Genomic DNA, 19,347 nt, shown 5'->3' on the forward strand with positions numbered 1-19,347 from the left:
ACGCAGCTTCCGCCTCCTCGTCCGCCTGATCGTCGGATGCCACGGCCGGCGCGGCGTCGGTCAACAGGAGCGCTTCGGCGTCCGGCGCTTGTTCGTACACGGCCACGCCCATGTCGCTGAACGTGCTGACGATAGTGTCCATCGCCGCCGTTTGGGCAAAGTTGTCGGGCAGGTGATCGTTGATGTCCGCGTGGGCGAGATAGCCGCGCTCGCGACCGAGCGCGATCAACGCGCGCATCTGGTGCTGGCGCTCCTCATTCTGACGTGCCAGTGACGCGACGTCCGTCGGTGTCAGGGCCTGGGCCTTTCCCTTTGACACACGGCGGCCGGCTTTTGCCGTGGCTGTGATTTCAGGGGATGTGGAATCGTTCCGATCAGAAATTGCCAATACATGCTCCTCGACAGATGAGCCGACGATCGTCGCGAGCATGACGCCAGAATGGGTTGCCTGCCGGGATGCGAACGGAATCGTGTACGCACAGATAGTCGAGGGCGGGATGCCTCGTGCGAAATCCGTATGCGCAGCTTGTGGGGGGCGTGAATGGTACCGGAATGTATTGTGCGGTGCAACACGGGGGCTTGGATTTCCATTCTCTTTACCGGTGTAACCCGCTCCAGCCGTGACAAGGGCGTAGCAGTCGTCGCCCTATCTCTGCCAGTGAATGCGTGTGTCAACCCAAAACTGCCTTTCGATGCCGCGCCCCCGGAACGGTGGCTTCCAAGATTCAACGGCCGTTGCAGCAGTCATGTCGCTCGGCCAGTCCTCGCCCAATCAACAGTGGGACGGGTTGGTTTCTACGACAGGAATATGGCAGACTGCCGACGTAGTTGCATCGAGCAGGCAGACGGGATTTTGCTCGTTCAGCACAGTTACAGCCGCGGCGCATTGTTGCCGCTAAGTTTTTCGCAAGCACGACGACGGGCTCCACGGGAGTTGATCCGGCAGGTATCCCGGGAAGATCTCCAAGCACGAGAAGATTTTCGCAATAGCTGAGCGGCATGAGAAATCGCCTGTTCGAGTCACCGAAAAAGTGATGTCATATCTGCCGTCGATCGTTGGTTGGATCGCTTTACTGAAACGATCGACAATGACGCACATGTGAGGGCTACCTGTTTCGATAGGTCAGGCAACTAACAGAAGAATGACGGACCAACGGGGGCAAAATGAATGACACGGTGGAACGGGTTGTTCCAGAACCGCTCGCTGCGGATTACAGCGGAATACTGGTTCACCGCCGACCCGGCGATGCGAGATGGAAGGCGCTCTCAGAAACCGCATATCGAGTGATCCATCAGATCGAAAATTTGGAAACGGATGCGCGCACCCAGATTGCAGAAAACCGGCAGTCGGTGACCGATTTGTTGTCAGGAGCACTGCAGTACACCAATCTAGGCTTTTTCGCGGGAAGCGGCACTTCGCTTGGTGCGGCAAACGGCCCAAGCATGTGGAAATTGTGGACGAGCGCAATGTGCACCGATGCCAGTGGAAAACAGCTATCTGCGCAAGGGGAGCAGGTCTGCAGCAAGATCCGCTATGGTGAACGCGAGAACCCCAACATCGAGCATTTTCTGTCCCAGTGTGATGCCTATCTTTCATTCTCGGTCGATGCGGAGGTTCAGTCGTTCGTCACCGGCGTGAAGGCTCAGATACTCGAACTGTGCAGCGTGTTTCTCACCAAAGCGGGATCGGATATTTCGGCTTACCGGTATCTGTTGCAGAAGCTCGCGCGTCGGAGGGTACGTGATCCGCGCCTGAAAGTGTTCACGACCAACTACGACATGTGCTTCGAGGCGGCTGCCTCGGATCTCGGAATCACAGTCATAGATGGCTTCTCCTACACGCGCAATCGCCGATTCGACGGCCGGCACTTCAGTTATGACGTAGTGCGTCGCGACGCGGAGCGGCAGGACTTTGTGGAAGGAGTCTTTCATCTCCACAAGCTACACGGGTCTGTTAGCTGGCAGCGCGATGGCAATGAGGTCTTCGAAGTCGCCAGCCCGACGGCCGATAAGGCCTGCCTGATTTATCCGGCCAAGGGGAAATACCAGCAGGCGTTCTTGCAGCCGCATCTGGAGCTTTTATCGCGCTTCCTAGACTTTTTGCGCCAGCCGAACACTTGCCTGATTACCGCTGGGTTCGGCTTCAATGATGATCACCTTTCCGAGCCTATTTACTCGGCGGTGCAGGCAAACCCAAGCCTCAAACTGATTCTGACAGACCATCGCTGTATCGAACATGTCCATAACGAGGGGTATCACGGGTCGAGCCCTTACTGGCACCGGTTTGCGGATCTGGCCGCGCGTGGATTTGATATTCATTTCATTGGCGGCTCGTTCGCCGACGTCGTCGACATAATTCCGTCGCTTCGTGCCGTCTCGCCTGCCGAACAGCTTGCTGAGGCCGTTCGCAGAGTAGGAGTGCGTACATGACAGGCGACGATTTGGGGAAATACGGGGCGCTTCGCGCCGAACTGCGAGTGGGCGTTGTGTCGAGCGTGCAGGCTCAGTCGGTCAAAGTCAATCTCGCCCATGCCGGGGACGTCGGCGGCCAGTACATTCGTTCCCAGCGCTACGGCCGCGGAGAAGTTGGCGAACTGGTGTTGATTGAGGCACAGCAAGGGCTTCTCTTGGGCCGCCTCACGGAAGTCTCTCTTCCCGACCGTGATCGCACCGAGATAACGCAGGATTTCGAAGGATCACGTCACGTCGATGCGATCGGTTTTATCCGGCTTTTGGGCTCCGTGCACGCTGTTACGTTGAGAATTCAGGCGGGTATAGCTACATATCCGAGACTTGGCGATCGAGTCTTTTCCGCACCGGGTGCATTTGTCGCCCGAATCCCGGATCTGACCGACGCGGGACTCGATACGGATCCGCCCGCTGTTTCCTTGAATCTGGGGCTGGTGTCCGGAGAATCGGGATTTTCAATCGCTGTAACGCCGGAAAAATTGTTCGGGCGACACTGCGCGATCCTTGGATCTACTGGCGGTGGAAAAAGCTGGACCACTGCCCGAATTCTGGAGGAATGCCGCCGATACAAGTCCAAGGTAATCCTTCTGGACGCAACGAGTGAATATCGATCGCTTTTAGGCAACGACATGTTTCACTGTCACGTGGGAACGCCTATCCATATCGCAAATGGCTCCAGGGAGGTGAGCATCCCGCCCACGGATTTTTCGGAGGGCGATCTAATTGCTCTTTTTCAGCCCTCGGGAAAGACGCAGGGACCGAAGTTACGGGAGGCAATGAAAAGCCTTCGGCTCGCCCGCCTGGTCCCCACCATCGCCACAAACGGTATTGTCAGAAAAATCAATCAACCCAAGGCCGCGTATCGCCAAGCGCTGAACGAGGGGAACAACGCGGCTCTGGTGGACGATCCAAATCAGCCGTTCGACGTTACCGTCCTGCACCGCCAGATAGTGCAGGAATGTTGCTACCCGGATGCAACAAATGGCTCTGAGGCATGGGGCGCGCCTTCGAATGAACTGTCGTACTGTTCGTCGCTGCTGACCCGTATCATCGGGGTAGTTAACTCGTCGTCGATGGTCTGCGTGTTTCGTCCGTCACCGGGTACATTGATGCTTTCGGATGCACTCAACTCCTTCTTCTCGGACGAAAACAAAACGATCTTCCGGTTGTGCCTTAGTTCGATCGGTTACGAGTTCAGTGCGCGAGAGGTAATCACAAACGCGATTGGCCGTATGCTGCTTCTAAAGGCGCGACGTGAAGAGTTCCGTGAGCGTCCTATCCTTGTTGTCCTAGACGAAGCTCATAATTTCCTTGGCAAGTCAGTTGGCACTGAAGATTACGCGATGAACCTCGATGCGTTCGAGCTTATTGCAAAAGAAGGCCGGAAATACGGCCTCAACGTCTGCCTTGCGACGCAACGCCCCCGAGACATAACGGAAGGAGTCCTCAGCCAGATGGGAACGTTACTGGTTCATCGTCTGACTAACGATCGCGACAGAGAAGTCGTTGAGCGGGCATGTGGCGAAATCGACAGGTCCGCTGCCGCGTTTATCCCGAATCTCAAACAGGGGGAAGTAGCGCTCGTCGGTGTCGATTTCCCGATTCCTGTCACAGTTCAGATCATCCCGCCGTCTCAACCACCTAAGTCCGATGGCCCGAGTTTCCAGAGGCTTTGGAGTCGGGGCGCTTGAACACTTGGTATGACATGGCGATTCGGCGTGGCGTTCAACATGGCGCAATGTCGGACGATACGTGCGGGACCACGCTTTCGCTACCATCGGCTGCACGACAGATGCTCATTGAGACGCGACTGCCGATCAAACGCATCGCAGCGCGTTGCGGGTTTGGATCGGAAGAAACCATGCGACGGACGTTTGCACGCGTTCAGCAAGTCAGCCCGAGCGACTATCGGGAACGGTTCGGACCTGTGTCGTGAGCCAGCGGCCAGCATGGCGGCTGTGATCACGCGATTAGGATCTCGTGGTGTGCCGGGTTAGGGAGACCGCGTGTATGTGTTCATGGCGCCTCATCGCCGTACCTTTGAAGGAACGTCTGCTTCGGCCGTTGTTCAGCGGCCTCAACGAGTAGGCTCCCCGCACGTCAGCACGTTCGTGTTGCGATGGTCAACTCCGGTTGCCCATGGTCGATAGCCGACCCCGCAGCCAGCTGCTAGCGGCCACATACGCAGTTGCCGCCCATCGGCCCTCGCCCGCCTTAAGGACCCTGCGCTCGCCCTCGCGTTGTTCATCTTCTGCCTATGCGTGCGACCGCCGTCATCCTAGGATCGATGCCACAAAAGATGAGTCGTTTGATATCTATATTGATAACCCTTCTTATCACAATAGATCTGATATGTACCTAAACTCGATGCAGGCGAAATGCTTCCCGCGCCGTTTGGTCATGAGCTGGGTCGCTGCGACGTAAGTGCTAGATTTCGTAACCTAGCTTCCGCGTTCGAGAAGGTCCACGTTTGCGTCTGCAACCCGAATTTGCGGACGCAATCGATGACCGAGAGTGACCTCATCTGTCGCACATCACGGCGCGTTCGCGTAAGCCTCGTCGGGTGCCCGCAATCGATCGCAACGCAATGCCTGGCGGCGGACCGATATAGACCCGCGACACGGGTTGGGGACTGTCGGGAATGGGGCCTGGCTCGCTTGACAGGGGAATCTCCCGGCTAGAATACGGATCAGGTGAGCACATTCAACGAGGAACCATGACGCCGCACGACGGTTTCCCCCCGCGGAACTCACGAACAAACCCACTCTTTGGTAGAGAAGCCCTGATGCGGACCAGCTTGCCACCGGACTATCAAATTGACGCTCCTGAAACGCGTGACAGAGTGATGCAATTCCTCAACGAAATCGGCGTTCCAGCTCGATACGAAGACGGCGCGACCGGGTTCTCCAAAGGATGCCGTATCGCGCACGGTGAGCTATATGTCGATCCTGCATGCCGGATTTCGACGATTTTGCACGAGGCGGGACATCTCGCAATTACACCACGTAGCTTCCGATCACTTATGAACGGAAACCTCTACGCAAGTCAGGGCGAAATGCCGAAGATCGTCGACGAGGCAGGCGTGTATCCCGACGATCCTCTTTACCGTGCAGTCATCCAATGATCGGACCCAGAAGCCACTGCATGGGCTTGGGCAGCGGGTACCGAATTGGGTCTACCCGGCGAAGAGATCGTTCGAGACGACGAATACAGTGGCGATGGTGAGGCAATCCGGCTCGCGCTACAGATACGCGCCTACATTGGAGCACATGGGCTCGCTCAGGCCGGCTTCTGTGCGATCCGCGTGTTGCATGATCTACACCGTCATCGAAACCCCGGTCTTTTAGCGGTATGCAGATGAAATCTGGCGCAACGACGAGCGAGAGCATTCATCAACTGGCTCGCGGACAATCCTCTCGCGGCGATGTGATTCCCGGCACGTCGGGGCTGCGCAAAGTGCGCTGGTCGCGCGCCGGGATGGGGAAACGCGGCGGTTCGCGCGTCATCTACTACAACCTGCTCGATGACGGCGAAATTTGGCTACTGATCGCGTCCACGAAAGCGAAGTTCGACAACCTGTCGACGAGCTTTCTTAATCAACTTCGGAGGAAATCGATCGTGGATAAAGACATTGAACAGTTTCAAGCGGAACTGCTGGAATCAGTCCGCCAAATGAAGGCTGGCGTCGCTGGCCGCGTGACGCGCGTACAGCCGACGGAAGCCTCCAGTGCGCGCGCCAAAGTTGGCATGGCGCAGTCAGAGTTTGCCGGCCTGCTTGGTGTATCGGTGCGTACCTGCCAACAGTGGGAACAGGGCCGCCACAATCCGACCGGTGCAGCGCAGACGCTGCTGCGTGTCGCCGTGCAACATCCTGAAGCACTGAAGGATCTCCGGCCGGCCGGCTGACCTCTGCATCGTGCCGCGCAGGCAATCCGATCGGATACCGGACTCCAGCACATCGGTCCCATCCCGCGCCCGCCCGGAAACGGCGGGACCGTCTCCCATTAACCGCAGCGAATTGCATCGCCGCCCTTCCCCGGTCCATGTATCAGGCCATGTCCGCCGGCGCTTCGCACCATAACTTTACAAGATCAACGCCCTCGCTGGCTGGTTGCTGGTCGCTTGGGAAGCGTCCACCTGGATGACCATCGGAAGCTCAAAGGGGGTTCCCGTGACCACGCAGCGCCCCTGGGACAGCCCAGGGATGAGACTGCATGATAAAGAGTCCAACGTAGAGATGGTGTTGTCGACGAGGAAGAGGTCCTATCGTTCACCAAGCGATGGATGAAGAAGTTGAGCAGCTGCGAGCCTATGGCACCCCCCTTCATCACCATTGCGATTACACCGCGAACAGCGCTACCAACACGTTCGGCCGATTTTCTTCTGCGGGAATCGAGAATTCAATTGTGTCTGGCACCAGCCTTCCAAAGCACGTCCTCATACTGCGCGAGCGCGAGCTTGAACGGCTCGAGCTTTGCAACGAGATCCTGCAGCTTCCCGTCGTTGCCCGTTTGTAGAACTTCATGAGCTGCTTTTTGGAGTTCGTCCATCGTTTGGCTCAGGCGCGGCGCCCAGGATGACTGGCTACGCGCGGAAATCGCCGTGCGCGCCTTTGTGAGCATGGTCAACTGGGTCTCAAAGTACCGCCCCAAGTACTTCCAGCCAGCCGTATCCAGCGTCGCAGCCCGCTCTTCAATCGTTCGTGCGGAATTGCGGAGGCCAGCATAGGCCTCTTCGGCTCCACGCAGTGCGTCGTACTTGGCACTCGCGACGGGCCCTCGCATCGAGGTCTTCAATGCGGGGTTGTGCCTTCCCGCACGTCTGAGTTCGTTGTCAGCGGCGCGCGCCAGTTGCCCGTTCATCGTCACGTGCCGGGGCCGATACGGCGCGCCGCGAATTTCGAACAGGATGAGCCCGTTACGCTCGTCGACCCCCATCGCGCCCATCCCGTAGTCGGTAGACAGGTCTCCACTATGCAACGGATACCCGACCGGCGGCGACAGCAAATCCTTCTGCCAGGGTCCCTCCTGCCGCCCCTCTATGATCGACGTCAACCACGCCTTAATGGTCGGGCCAGCTTGCCGGGGCTTAGGGTTTCGGTCCGCCAGGTTATAGGGCTTTGCGAACACCAACTGATCCGGGTCGCTCATGTGCAGCGCTTCCATCATCATCGGAACTCTCGTAGACGAGTCCTTCGACGGCACAAGGAGGGTGCGCAAGGCCGCCTGCTCGTGAGGCGATAGCAGTTTGGAGAACGCGGCACAAAAGTCGCTGCGCGCCATTATGCGAAAGAAGATGTGTACCGTACCGTCCGCGGGGAGCTTCGCTTGTGCGCGCGCGAGGTACATACTGATGAGCCGGACGAAGGCGCACGCTTTGGATGGCAAGGGCTCACCGGTGCGCGCCGCGTAAAAGTCGGCAACCGCCTTCGTGTGCTCATGGATCCCCTCTGCCTGTTTCTTCGGCAACAGTTCATCGATGAGCATCCCCACATGATCCAGGCCGACGCCATACGTAGCTTGTAAGCGTCCGGGCATGTGCGGATCATTCAACTGCAAGACGGCGTCGACCTTGGCGTCGCTCACGACGTCTTGCAGTCGAACGGTCATATCGCCGGCGAGCGCCCGCGAGCGAATCGCTGCCGTTAGCGCGGTAATCTCTCGTACAGCTGCGCGCACATCGTCTTCGCTCGCAAGCGGATTCGTTACGAACTCCAGGTCGTACTTGCCGCCGCCGTTGTCATCGCACTCCAGTTTCCAATGAGGACGGTCCAGAAGAATGACGCCGCGGCGAAGCGCGTCACTGACGCCCGCCGACACGTCGACGCTCGGAATCTCGATTTCGAGGCCGAATTTCGCCTCCAGCGACGGACTGAGTCGGGCGGGCAGTTCGCTCCGTCGCGCGCTTGATCCGGGTAACTGCACGCGCGGGCGATTCGCCTCCCCTTGCACGGTCTCCAGCCTGGGAACACCGGCAAGCTCGAGCAACTGCAGGCTTCCCGACGCGAGGCGTCGCCGCTTCGGCGATGGCGGCGACGCGCTACGCTCCCTGTCTGGCGAGGGTGAATTTTCGCCGGCCGGTTCGGCATAGCTGGGAATGGTGAGTTTCATCGCAGTGGTAGTTCGCGCCGGAGCGCGCCGTTCTCGTGGTGCCGCTCGAGTGTGGGCCCCGGATGCATCTGCTGCGGCCGTATCCGGCGAAAGGGAATCCCCCGAGACGAACAAATAGAGCGTCCTCGGGTGCCTGCGGAATGCGGAAAACATTCGACGCCAGCAACCGGGAAGCACTCGTCTGTCTTGCTTCGGCCAGACTGTTGCCTTGGACCGCCTTTGGCCGAGCGCCTGGCTTGCAGGCCATTGATCTCATTGACTGCGCACCACGCCAGGCGCGCGATCAAGCGCTTCCAGGGCGTGTCACCTCGGGCAATCAGCCCGCGTGCAGGTCCTTCCGGCGATAAGCCTCTCCGAAAACATGTCGAACGAGTTCCGGCGAATAGCGGTAGTTCCACCGCAACTCGGCACCCAATTCGATATCTTCGGTCGCAAAGAACGCGCGGATGGAGAAGCATCGGCCGCAGCGAGATCTCGCATCGAACGATGCGGCTTCGAGGTTGTAGCCGTGCTCCGCCTGTGCGATGGGGATGCCGTCTGCATCGTAGGCGAGCGACGTGTTCGCCATCGCCAGCACGTTCTCTCCGTCGACAAAGGCAACCGAGTTGCCCGAGTTCGCGCAGATCACGAACGAGTCCTCCACGCAGGTGAAGAACATCGCGGCGCTCATGAGCCGTCCGCCATACACGCCGATGCACTCGCCACGATGGATGTGCCGCGCGGCAAATGCACCGCGCTCGCCCACCAGCACGTGTTCGCGTGGATCGCGCAGGTCGTCGGGCTCGATCGGTCGACAATGTAAGGTGTTTCGATAAGCGTCCCCACGGTTCTGCTCGCTCAATGCAGCGTCGACGTAAGGCATCACGGCCTCGATGCGTGATGTTGCCCGCTCACTTGACGCCTGTGTCGGATCGCGCAACTCGACGATGAAGACCGGATTCAACGTCTCGTCGCGATACGGATAACGCGCATCGAGCCGCGGCGAATAAGGCAGACGCGCAATCGCGTGGACCCGCTTGAACGCCTCGAAAACTTCGCGCAGGCACGCGGTGGCTTCCTGGGCGTCGGGGGCCCCGTCCGTGAATGCCCCGTCGATCCGTGCCTTCAGCGCGGGGACCACATCGAAGATCGCCTCGTGCCGTGCGGCGAGTCCCGGAACGCGGGCGGCATCGGCCACGCGCTGCCTGATTGTGTCGAGAAGCGCCTGTGCGCTCGGTTCGTTCGCTAATGTCATCGGAGCTCGCTTTACCGTGTCCGGCTGCAATCGGATCGCTGTGTCGATGAAGCGACGTTACCCACTCGCGTTCGTGTCCGCGCGCGAACGCCGCGAAGCCGCGGCGACCGCAGCGAAGTCATCGCGAAGTTTCGCTACAGGCGTCAGCGTATCGCCGCGCCCGCGACAGATCCTGCTCGTATGACTCTATGCTGCGCCTATCCGCGCGAGCCGGCGCAGGGCCGTCACGGCCTCGCACATGCGCGATCCTCCGGTACAGGAGCATCCGATGCCCGATAGAATCTCGTCCCATCCGTTCATTTCGCCCATCGAGCGGCCCGACAACCAGCCGGCGCACAATCACGTGGCCGCGCCCGATCGTCAGCCCGCGCGCCCTTCGCGCACGCTCGAAGCCGGCACGCAGCACGGTCCGGGCAGCACATCCGCTTTACACAGGCGCACCCATGGCACGCCCGTCAGCGCGCTGCTGCGACGCACGTCCTCGCGCAGCGATCTGACCGATCGCGTCGCGGCGTTTTCGCGGCGCTTCCAGGAAGACCAGGACGCGCCGCCCGTGCCGCGGGTTACGTCCTTGCTCGGCCGCGATGCGGCGGAGCGTCCGGCTCAAACGTCGCCGGCCGCGCACGTGGAGCAGACTGCACCCAATGGCGGGCACGGCGTCGCCCGACAACCCCAAAATAGCGCCGGCACCGCGCAACCGTATCGATATCCCTATCCGGCACCCCACTTCGGCCCGTATCTCGCGCCGGCCTACGCGCCCTATTCCTGTATGCCGCAATCGCATTGGAGCCCGCACCTGGCAGCGCCTTACTACACGCCATATCACTGGAGCGCGCAGCATACGTATCCGGCAGGCAGCCCTGTCTTCTCGCCTCAGGGCTATACGGCCTATACGCGGCCGAGGCCCTGGCAACCGCTTTTGCCGGATTGGCTGGCGCCTTCCTGTCAAAGCCGGGTTGTCGGCGCGAACAGCCGGATCGGCTTTACGTACGGTTTCGGCGACGGCCCTAACGGCAAGCAGATGCACGTCGGCTTCCATTTCAACGGACGTTTTCACACGCTGCACTTCGGTCTCTATCCAAGCGCGACGCGGCCATTCTTCGTCCAGTCGCACCGTGGCTACATGCAGGCGGCGCCGACATGGCTACCCGCCGCGCCGTGGCACGGAAGCGTGCATGCGTACGAACCGGCAGCCGTCAGCGGACACGCAGGTGCAACAGCGGCCCACCGTCCGTGGCATGCCGTACTTGAAATCCCGGAGGACCGCGCGACGCTGGAACTGGTGACGCTGCGCTACAGGCTCAAGAAGCGGCGCCTCGAAGCGAACGGGGCTGGTAGCCGGCCGGCGATTCTAGAACTGCAGGCCGCCTATGAAAGCGCGCTGCAGGCGCTGTCTGCGCGTGCCCGCGGATAAACCGGCTGCGGCTGCGAGCCGCGCCCGAACGTCGTCATCTCGAAGGGTCCGGCTTCGCTTCCGTACTAGAAAACCGCCGCAATGAACTGCACACCGAACGCTGGTTGCAAATCCAATCTTTGGCGTGCCTTTCATGGCGACGTACGACGAGACATTCAAGCGGGAAGGGGTGACGCATTCCATTTGCGACTTTCAGCAGCAATGTCTGCGGGGCTCGACGAATCGCCCAGGTGCGGTCGCCTCACCATCTGGTCGAGACGATCACGTGCCGCACCCGATAGAGTGGCGAAGTTCAGCACGAGCGCGGTATCCGTCGACGTGCGTGTCCACATCAGATCCGCGCGCTTTGCGATTTCCGCTGCGACGATGATTGTCGACCTCGTCCATCATCTGATCCACACCAGATGCCCCAGCGCTCACGCTTTCGAGCGCATCAGCTCGCGTTGCGCGAGCACGCTCTCCGATGCGACGCCGCCGATCGGCAGGCGCAAGCCCGGTGTGCTGCGCACACGCCCCGTCACTTCGCTCACGGCAATGCGTTCCGGCAGCCACGACGCGCGCTCGCGCAACATCGCGTCGAGCGGACGCGACCAGTCTTCGCCCTTGCCGGGCGCGGCGTGGGCGGCGGCGTCATGCATGCGTTCGAGCGCGCGATAGACGTCGCCGCGCCGCGCCTGCGCCGGCTTCAGCCGGCGGCGCACGAGGAAGGTGTGATTGACGCGTTGATGGGCCTTCATCATCGTGAGGTCATGTTTGAGCTTCGCAGCCGCCTCGGGATAGTCGCAGCCGTGCGTGTGACAATACATCTCGATCCATTCCTCGCGCGAACTCTCGACGGCCGCCGCAAACGCATTGAACGACGCAAACTGCTGGTCCGCGTAGCAGCCGCGATTCAGAAGCCGCCCTTCGCGCTCCGGCAGCATCACGCGCGCGGCCACGAGCCGCTCGGGCCGTGCGCCGCCGACACCCAGTGGCGACGCACCCGGCAGGCCGCCCGTCAGTTCGCCCTTGTGCCAGCCCGGACTCGCGCCTGCCGTGCCCTGCACGGAGACGCGCATGCTCTGCGTCACGGCGCGACGGTCGTAGCGGATCGAACCGGTGTCTTCGTTGACGGCCGTTTCGTTGCGGCTGTTCAGATCCACCGTCACATTGCCGTCAAGGCCGTAGGAGCCACGGACCGACGAACTCGGCGCGGTCACCGACGCGCCCGCCGATGCATGAATGCCCTGGCGCGTTGCCTTCGTCCGGCCGTCCTGCCAGCCGATCGAGATATCCGTGCGCTCGCCGATGCGTGCGGCAAGGCGCTCGAACAGGGGCGCTTCGGCCCCCTTGTCACGCACCGGTTCGCGCGCTTCCTCGAACAGAAAATCGACCATGTCGAGTACGGTTTCGGTGGTGCGCGCATCGTCGTACTTCATCGCGACCCAGTCGAGATTCTCGTCAGTGAGACGCTCGCGCGCGACGCGGATCAGCACGCCGCGCGGCTCGCGCTGCTCGCGATCGAAGGGCGTGAGGCGCAGCGAACCGCCCAGCCGCAAGCCGCCAAGCCAGCTCATGTGCTTGCTGTAGCCGATGCGCGCGCCAAGCCTCCCCACCGAGCGCTTGCCATGTTCGGTGCCGATAAAGATATCGAAGCCCACGTTATTGCGCTGCAGGGTCACGACGGCCCTGCGGGTGTGGTAATGGGCTAGCGTGAGTTCGCCCCCGACCGGCAGGTGCTGATGCGGCCCACGGTTGACCGACAGCGAAAGACCGCGCGTGCTGAAGCCGAAACGCCCGCCATCCGCGAAAGCCACCTGCGTCGACTGCTGCAGGTCGGTGATCACCTGGCGCATCACGCTTCTGATTTCCTCACGGCCCAGGCGCTCGGGCTTGATCGCCTTCGCCTCGCCGACCTTGTCGACGTGCTCTAGCGCGGCCTTTACCGCTTCCCATCGATGCACATGAAAGCGCTTCGCACATTCGCGCAATGCACCGGCATCGAGCAGTGCTGGCGCGTCGTCGTGTTGCGCGACGCTCATCTCCGGCTCGCGATTTTCCATCGCTGCCATCATTGCTTCGTCCAGTTCAAGGTCGCCAATATGCGTCGCCGGCCTGGCGGCAATCGCCTCCAGTGCAGCGGCCGCAGCTTCGCGCGCGCGCGTCTCTTCCCCATCCGGTGCGCCTGTCGCGAGACGCGGGCTGCGCAGCGATGCGGCCAAAGTCGCGCTGGCCGTCTTGAGCGCATCCGCATAACGGGCCGCCTCCTTCGTGTAGGACGCGAGCGCAGCGCCCGACGAACCGAGCATCAAGCCGCGCAACGCCGACTTCTTCTTGCCGAACATGCGCTGAAAGAACCAGTTGCCCTTGTCGAGCCGCAACATCCCGCGCGTCACGAAACGATGCAGCCGCGTCTGCGCCTGCTTTAACGGACTACCCGGCGCGTCGCTTCGAAAGCCCTGGCGCCACGCGAAAAGCGCAGCTGCGTCGCGCGGCTGCGCAGAGCCCGACACGGCACGCAGCACGCGCGCAGCGAGATTGCCTTTGTCGTCGGTCGTGGCGTGCGCGGCGGCGAGCGCCGCATCGAGATCGGCGTGCCCCTCGGGCAACGCGGTCCACGCTTGCAGCACCGCGAGTGCGGTCGCACTGTCGGCCGTCGATGCAGCGCTGCCCGTGAGTTTCTTCAGCATGTCGAAGCCCAGGTGCGTGTTCGCGAGCGCACGAGCGATGCGCCATGCATCCGCGTGCGCCTGGTTGACGGGAACGGTAGACGACGTGCGGTTGAGCTGGTCTGTCGCGCGAACGTTGCCGTCGGGCTCCGCCGTGATTTCGTCGACCGGCGATTCACTCCCGTTGCCTCCCTGAACGGGATCGCCATTCTGTTGCGGCTGCTCCGCCGTCGTCGTGACGGACGGACGCACGGCATTCAGGTCGAACGTCGCGGCCCGCTGCACGATCCCTTCGATGTTCACGATCTCCGGCAATGCCTGCAATGCCGCTACCGCGCGCGCCGGTTCGTTCGCGCCGAGCGCGGAGAGCACGGCATAGCCGAGCATGAGCGATGGCGCAAAGCGGTGCGTGCTGTCCATAGCGGATGGATCAACCTGCGCAGAGGAGGATTCGCCCGTGACTCCGCGCGCGGCATCCGTCGCCTGCACCACTTGCGCGAGCAACGCGGATAGCGCGGTGACTTGATCCGCGGACGACGTGTGTCGGTTGGAGGTGAGCGCTGGATTTGCGTCGTTGTCGGTGCTTTCCATCTCGCCGACAGGGCTTCCGCCGTTGGCTTCATTCACGTGCCCTGCGTCACTGGCGTCGTTGGCCTCGCTCGCACCGCCCGCCCCGCTTCTGCCGTCCGCACTGAAATACTCCCGCACCCAGCTATCCAGCCCTTCGCGATGGTCCAGCCAATGCTCGAGTTCGGCCGCATCGCGCGGCCGTCTCGTTGTGCGCGTCGAGGCCGCATCCGACGATTCGCCCTTGCGCTTCTCCGTGAACTTGCCGACCGCCTTCGCCAGCATCCGGTGCGCCTTCGCCGCGCGATTCTGGGCCGACGCGCTCGAACCCGGCGCTGGCCTGGTCCTGCCTGCCTCGCTCCAGTCACCGGGCGGATCGACGGGACGAGCTGGTGTCTGCGCGGCAATGCGCACGTCGTGCGCCGGAAACGGTCGGCCGAACTTGTTCGCGCGCGCAAACGGCAGACGCCATTCGGTTTCCACCAGCGCCCGGCGATCGGCCGGAGCATCGCGCGTCGCATACGGCGGACGGCCGAACCCGAGCATGCTTTTGAAACGCTCGCGCGTCGCCGCGAAGCCGGCCTTTGCACCCGCACGCGCGCCTGGAGACGATCGTTGCGATGGCTGCACGCCCGCTCCCGTCGATGCAGCGGGACTGGCCGCCGGCGCAACTGTCGTCGACGCGCGCGGCGTGCCGCGCAACATCGACGCCGTATTCCTGATCATGTTGGTGAGCCGCATGTATCCTCCTCCGATTCCACCGATTATCTGGACTGCGTATGACATGAACAGCCAGGCGACGAAGCCTTGTCGACCGCGGCGAAACCTCCGCTCCTGCGTGGAGTCATGGGCACGCGCGATACGTTCGTCGATGCGCGGCGTGTTTTTCTGCAACGAAAACGCGGCGGACGGACGACGTTGTGCCGTTCGACACCTGCGGATGCGCCGCGGGGGGACGCATCCCGATCACCGTCAAGTGCGGTTGGCTTCCGGCTCTTTGGCAGCGGAAAGCACGGCCATTTCGCGCACGCCGGCTACGCTCTGCGCGCTTTGCGCGTTGAGCATGAATGACAGCCCGACTGTGCGTTGGGTACCGAGCGCTTCGAGGACGTACAGCGACTGCCTGCGCCAGCTATTCTCGTTGCCCAGCACTTTTCGGATGTCGGTGTCGATCCTCGCGAGCTCACGCGCCTGAGCTGGCGTCGGCTTCGTCAGGCGTTCCAGACGTTGCTTGCGATGCATGAGGAAATCGAGATTCCGTGCGGCTCCCTCGTGCATATCCAAGCGCTCGCCCATGACGAGGTTGCCGGCCGTTGCCCCTTCCTTGACTTGCGCCATCCACTTGTCGAGCTTGTCGCGAGCCGCGGCGTCGCCGCCGAGCGAGGTCATCCATTCGGCGCGGTGGGTGTCGACGTATTGCTTCAACTCGTCGAAGGTCCCGAACTCCGTATCCTTGTACGTGTGCTTGCCAACGGTACGGTCACCCTCGCGGCCGATTCGAAGGGCCGCATTCGTATTGGTGGAGAGGAGCGTCGTTCCAACCCCGAAGTAGGGCTGCGACGGAAACGATAGCGTGGCCAGATGTCCACTGTGATGCGGCATCGAAGCACTGGGAAGCCCTTCGACGAGCGTGGCCGAGACGGACACACCCCGGCCGCTGTTGTTCGTGGCGACATTGATCGCATGCGTGCCCGCGATGTCCTTCGTCCTGCTGAGCGCCTTCGAGACTTTTCTCAGGCTCGCGCCGAGCGACGGCCCCCAACTCGTCGAAGGTGTGCGCGAGGTGCCGATACGCGCAGTGATACCGGCGGTTGCCGTGGTTGCGTGCGTCTTGTTTCGGCTGTCGGTCCAGTTGATCGAGACAGCGGGATCCTTCCAGAAACGCTGGGTCAACCCACCCCACATTTCCTCGGCATTGCGCGGCGCTTCGTCGTTGGGCCCGGCGCGTCGCGCCGTATTCAACACATCGTGCATCGTGCTGCGCCATGCATCGGGGCTACCCGCTTGTTCGTTGTCCGAACGGCGCGTCCGAATCGTCACGCCGCGAGCGTCACCCGTGTCGTAGCTACGCCGAAGGCCGAGCGAACCACCGACGCTGAAGACGGGCTTGTGCTTTTTGCCGAACGACCACCCGGCGAAGCCTCCCAGGCCGCCATACAGTGAATTGCGCGAGTCCGAGCCGATGAAAACGTGGCCGAAGTGCGAATTCGAGCCGACATCGATGACCGCGTGACGTCCGCGGATGTAGCCCACGTCCGGCAGCACCGACACGTGCGGCACGCCGAGATGGTGCGAAAACGCAGTCAAGGATTCCGAGGGTATGCTCGCCAGCCCAAACATTCCGCCGCTACTGAAGCGGATGTCATAAGCGTCCGGCATTTGCCGGACGAGATCGTTGATGGCGTCGAGCTGGGTATTGGCTTCCCCCCGCTGCGGGCGAATGTCGCCACCTGCAAGACGCGTCCGGAATACGTCGATTTTCTCCGTGACGGACGCCGGCACCTGCTCGGAGGCACCCCATGATTCCGCCGCCCAGGTCTCCAGTTGCGCCGGAGACATCTTGTCTAGTGCTTTCACTTCGGCACTGATCGCCGCGATGTTGCGATCGCGATTGTGATTGAAGTCGAGCATGTGTCCTTCCAGGTTCGGCGCGGGCACGTCATTTTCGCGATCTCGCGCGGGCTGACTGGGTAGTGCAGCGCGGGCCCGCACCTCGATGGCCTTGCGATCGGACGACGAAAACTTGAACTTGCTGCGCAGCCCTTTCGTCGCCATGCGCTGTTCCCACTGCTCCAGCGCGGCGAGCCGGACGGCGAAGCGGATTTTCGACTCATGCGACGTGGCCGGACTTTTCAGTCCCTCGACCAGTCGTTCTTTGACGGGAGCGAGCGCACCGGTGAAGTGGGCGAACTCCTGCTCCGGATGGCCGAGCAGCATACCGGCCGTGCCGAAGTTCTGCAGCGCTGACAGCGGGGACTTCTGTTTGCCCAGAAAGCCCGACACGGCGCGCCGAGCTATCCCGGTCCTGGCGGCCCGTTCCGCGTATGTGAAAAGCTTGAAGAAACGTTGCTGCGTGTTGGCCAGATCCGTGCCCGGCCCTTCCCGGTCGAATCCATTGCGCCACGCCATGTATGCGGCTGCCTGATGCGGCGGGCAGTTCGCGGCCGGGTTGGCTCTCAGCACGTTCGCCGCCTGCAGCGCCTTGATCGCCAGCGTATTGGCCGGGTTGGCGAGCCACGCGGGGGTGACTTCGGACGCCGCCGGCTCCGCCGCAATATCGCTCACGCTGTCCGTTCGCACGCGCTCGGCGACCGGCAGCGCCTTGTCGGCCAGCGCCGCGAGTTCTTCAAGGCTTGCCGGACCCGCCTCATCCGCAGGCTTGTTGCGCAGCAATTGATCGGCGGCGCGCAACCCGTGCCGGAATGCCTCGCGGAGAATTTCCGATGCGTTCGCGTCACCCGCTGCTCCGTGGTCGTGCAGGACGTGCGGCGCAATAGCGAGCAAAGTCTCCATGCCGATGCCCGTTGCCCCGAGCGCGATCTGCAGCGCAAACACGTCGGCGCGTACGCGGGGGCTCTCGTGCTGCGTGTTGTCGAGCAGTGCCTCCAAAGCAGCACGTGCGCGGACCGGATCCCCGCCGGTAGCTTGCGCAAGCGCGTCCGAAACCAGGATCGCATGCGAGGCAGCCTGCTGGCCGCCATCGGCCGCGGCTCCGGCCGGCGTCTCGAGCTGATGGGCGCTTTGCGTGGCAACCACGTTGTCGATGGAAAGCAGACGCTCGCTGATCATGCTGGCTAACCGGTCGATATCGGCCGCCGTGAATTGCCCATCGGTTTCGACCTGCCGCCATTGGGTGCCGATGTAACGCTTTGCACCTTCCGGCGTTCGCATGTCTTCGGGCAGACCAAACCGGACCTCCGCGCGTGCCGAGATCGACTTTGCCTGCGGCACGATCGCGTCAATATTGCGCTCGTGCTTGTGGCCGAGTGACGGCAGCTGGCCCATACGGCGCGGGCGCGGTGCCTCGACCCGAACGACCTTGGGCTCAGGTTTGGCTCGCGTCGGTGTCGTAGAAGTTTTCGTGTAGAACGGAAAGGCGACCGTCTTCGACGTGGCCCTCAGCGCTCGGTTCAAACCGCTCAACACGCCACCACTACCGCGACTGCGACTGCGTGTCGCGCTCGAGCCGGGCGCGCCCGTCGATGGCGGGGTGGCGTGCTCGGACTCGCTTCCGGGCGAAGCCGCGCTGCTCGATGCTACGGGGGACGACGTGATTTTGCGTGGCATTTTTTCGCTCCGTGCTTTCAACGAAGAAAAGGCAGCTCAATCGACTTGACTGGGCTCGCGGGCAATCCGGACCGCTGTGGAAATGTGCAACAACGCGTCGCGACAAGGCATTGCTTCGACGAAACAATGCGCTCCTCCCTTCTCAACCGTTTTCTTTTGTTTGGATTGCGATTTGCATTACCGAACGGCTTTCACAACAAAACGTTGCCTGCGTTCCGGGTGAATGTGCATGTCATTCTCGTGAATGCTTCAGCTCGCAACTGATGGATCCGGCGAAAGAGCGGCGACGAGAGCGAAAGGCGCGGCGTTGAAAGAAAACACGAGACGGGCGCTATCGATGGACGAACCCGGGGCTGGGCCGCAGCGGCCCAACGACTTTCCGTGTCGATCGGGATCGGCTTTCGCTTCCCTCCATGAGCCGGCGAATTTCTCGAGTACGACAAGGCAGCAAGCCTCGACGATGGATCACCGGCGCGTAGTCGAGCGCGCTCCGATCGCCATTCTCTGGCGACCGATATGGCCTCTGGCCGCCCGACCGACGGGGCCGCTCGACAAGCTCATTCGCCGTTACACCAGCTGTTTCGTTTCCGGACACAGGACGGTCTGTCGGCTCTCTTA

Annotated in this window: 10 protein-coding genes and 1 pseudogene; 6 read left to right on the top strand and 5 right to left on the bottom strand. The window is 62.0% G+C overall.

From position 1 onward, the window contains the following. Window positions 1-430, bottom strand: a 430-nt coding sequence (locus tag NQV17_RS26075; protein ID WP_308237112.1) for an RNA polymerase sigma factor region1.1 domain-containing protein, incomplete at its 3' end; no start/stop codon positions are given. A 734-nt stretch (window positions 431-1,164) separates the two neighbouring features. On the opposite strand from NQV17_RS26075, the gene NQV17_RS26080 reads away from it, so the two are divergent. The 5 genes and pseudogenes from NQV17_RS26080 (at window position 1,165) to NQV17_RS26105 (ending at window position 6,375) form a co-directional block, all read left to right on the top strand. Then, entirely contained in the window at window positions 1,165-2,430 is a 1,266-nt protein-coding gene (locus NQV17_RS26080) for an SIR2 family protein (protein ID WP_257774456.1), read from the top strand. Next, on the top strand, window positions 2,427-4,160 hold the full coding sequence (locus NQV17_RS26085) for an ATP-binding protein (RefSeq protein ID WP_257774457.1): 1,734 nt from the start codon (window positions 2,427-2,429) through the stop codon (window positions 4,158-4,160). Before NQV17_RS26080 ends, NQV17_RS26085 begins: the two co-directional genes overlap by 4 nt. Before the next feature lie 89 nt (window positions 4,161-4,249). Further along, a pseudogene (locus NQV17_RS26090) lies at window positions 4,250-4,405 on the top strand (helix-turn-helix domain-containing protein); the annotation flags it as partial. Between the two features lie 780 nt (window positions 4,406-5,185). Then, the gene (locus NQV17_RS26095) at window positions 5,186-5,593 is read left to right on the top strand and encodes a hypothetical protein (protein WP_257774458.1); all 408 of its coding nucleotides are present in this window, start codon (window positions 5,186-5,188) and stop codon (window positions 5,591-5,593) included. Window positions 5,594-6,087: 494 nt separating this feature from the next. After that, entirely contained in the window at window positions 6,088-6,375 is a 288-nt protein-coding gene (locus NQV17_RS26105; protein ID WP_257774578.1) for a DNA-binding transcriptional regulator, read from the top strand. Window positions 6,376-6,869: 494 nt separating this feature from the next. Here NQV17_RS26105 and NQV17_RS26110 read toward each other — a convergent pair whose 3' ends face one another. Both NQV17_RS26110 and NQV17_RS26115 read right to left on the bottom strand, forming a co-directional pair. Next, entirely contained in the window at window positions 6,870-8,579 is a 1,710-nt protein-coding gene (locus NQV17_RS26110; RefSeq protein ID WP_257774459.1) for a hypothetical protein, read from the bottom strand. Between the two features lie 316 nt (window positions 8,580-8,895). After that, window positions 8,896-9,813, bottom strand: a complete 918-nt coding sequence (locus NQV17_RS26115) for a type III effector protein (protein ID WP_257774460.1) — start codon at window positions 9,811-9,813, stop codon at window positions 8,896-8,898. A 268-nt stretch (window positions 9,814-10,081) separates the two neighbouring features. On the opposite strand from NQV17_RS26115, the gene NQV17_RS26120 reads away from it, so the two are divergent. Beyond that, on the top strand, window positions 10,082-11,227 hold the full coding sequence (locus NQV17_RS26120) for a hypothetical protein (RefSeq protein ID WP_257774461.1): 1,146 nt from the start codon (window positions 10,082-10,084) through the stop codon (window positions 11,225-11,227). Window positions 11,228-11,643: 416 nt separating this feature from the next. On the opposite strand, the gene NQV17_RS26125 is transcribed toward NQV17_RS26120, so the two are convergent. Both NQV17_RS26125 and NQV17_RS26130 read right to left on the bottom strand, forming a co-directional pair. Then, window positions 11,644-15,183 (bottom strand): hypothetical protein, encoded by a 3,540-nt coding sequence (locus NQV17_RS26125; protein WP_257774462.1) that lies wholly within the window; start codon window positions 15,181-15,183, stop codon window positions 11,644-11,646. 231 nt (window positions 15,184-15,414) lie between these two features. Continuing rightward, on the bottom strand, window positions 15,415-18,447 hold the full coding sequence (locus NQV17_RS26130) for a hypothetical protein (protein WP_257774463.1): 3,033 nt from the start codon (window positions 18,445-18,447) through the stop codon (window positions 15,415-15,417). Window positions 18,448-19,347 lie beyond the last annotated feature (900 nt).

Origin of the sequence: Burkholderia sp. SCN-KJ (assembly GCF_024656005.1) — a bacterium.
Taxonomy (GTDB): domain Bacteria; phylum Pseudomonadota; class Gammaproteobacteria; order Burkholderiales; family Burkholderiaceae; genus Burkholderia.

Bases quoted from the DNA above. Each gene is read 5' to 3' on its own strand.
- NQV17_RS26130 (WP_257774463.1), bottom strand. From the start codon at position 18,447: ATGGGCCAGCTGCCGTCACTCGGCCACAAGCACGAGCGCAATATTGAC.
- NQV17_RS26080 (WP_257774456.1), top strand. From the start codon at position 1,165: ATGAATGACACGGTGGAACGGGTTGTTCCAGAACCGCTCGCTGCGGAT.
- NQV17_RS26120 (WP_257774461.1), top strand. From the start codon at position 10,082: ATGCCCGATAGAATCTCGTCCCATCCGTTCATTTCGCCCATCGAGCGG.
- NQV17_RS26125 (WP_257774462.1), bottom strand. From the start codon at position 15,183: ATGCGGCTCACCAACATGATCAGGAATACGGCGTCGATGTTGCGCGGC.
- NQV17_RS26110 (WP_257774459.1), bottom strand. From the start codon at position 8,579: ATGAAACTCACCATTCCCAGCTATGCCGAACCGGCCGGCGAAAATTCA.
- NQV17_RS26095 (WP_257774458.1), top strand. From the start codon at position 5,186: ATGACGCCGCACGACGGTTTCCCCCCGCGGAACTCACGAACAAACCCA.
- NQV17_RS26115 (WP_257774460.1), bottom strand. From the start codon at position 9,813: ATGACATTAGCGAACGAACCGAGCGCACAGGCGCTTCTCGACACAATC.
- NQV17_RS26085 (WP_257774457.1), top strand. From the start codon at position 2,427: ATGACAGGCGACGATTTGGGGAAATACGGGGCGCTTCGCGCCGAACTG.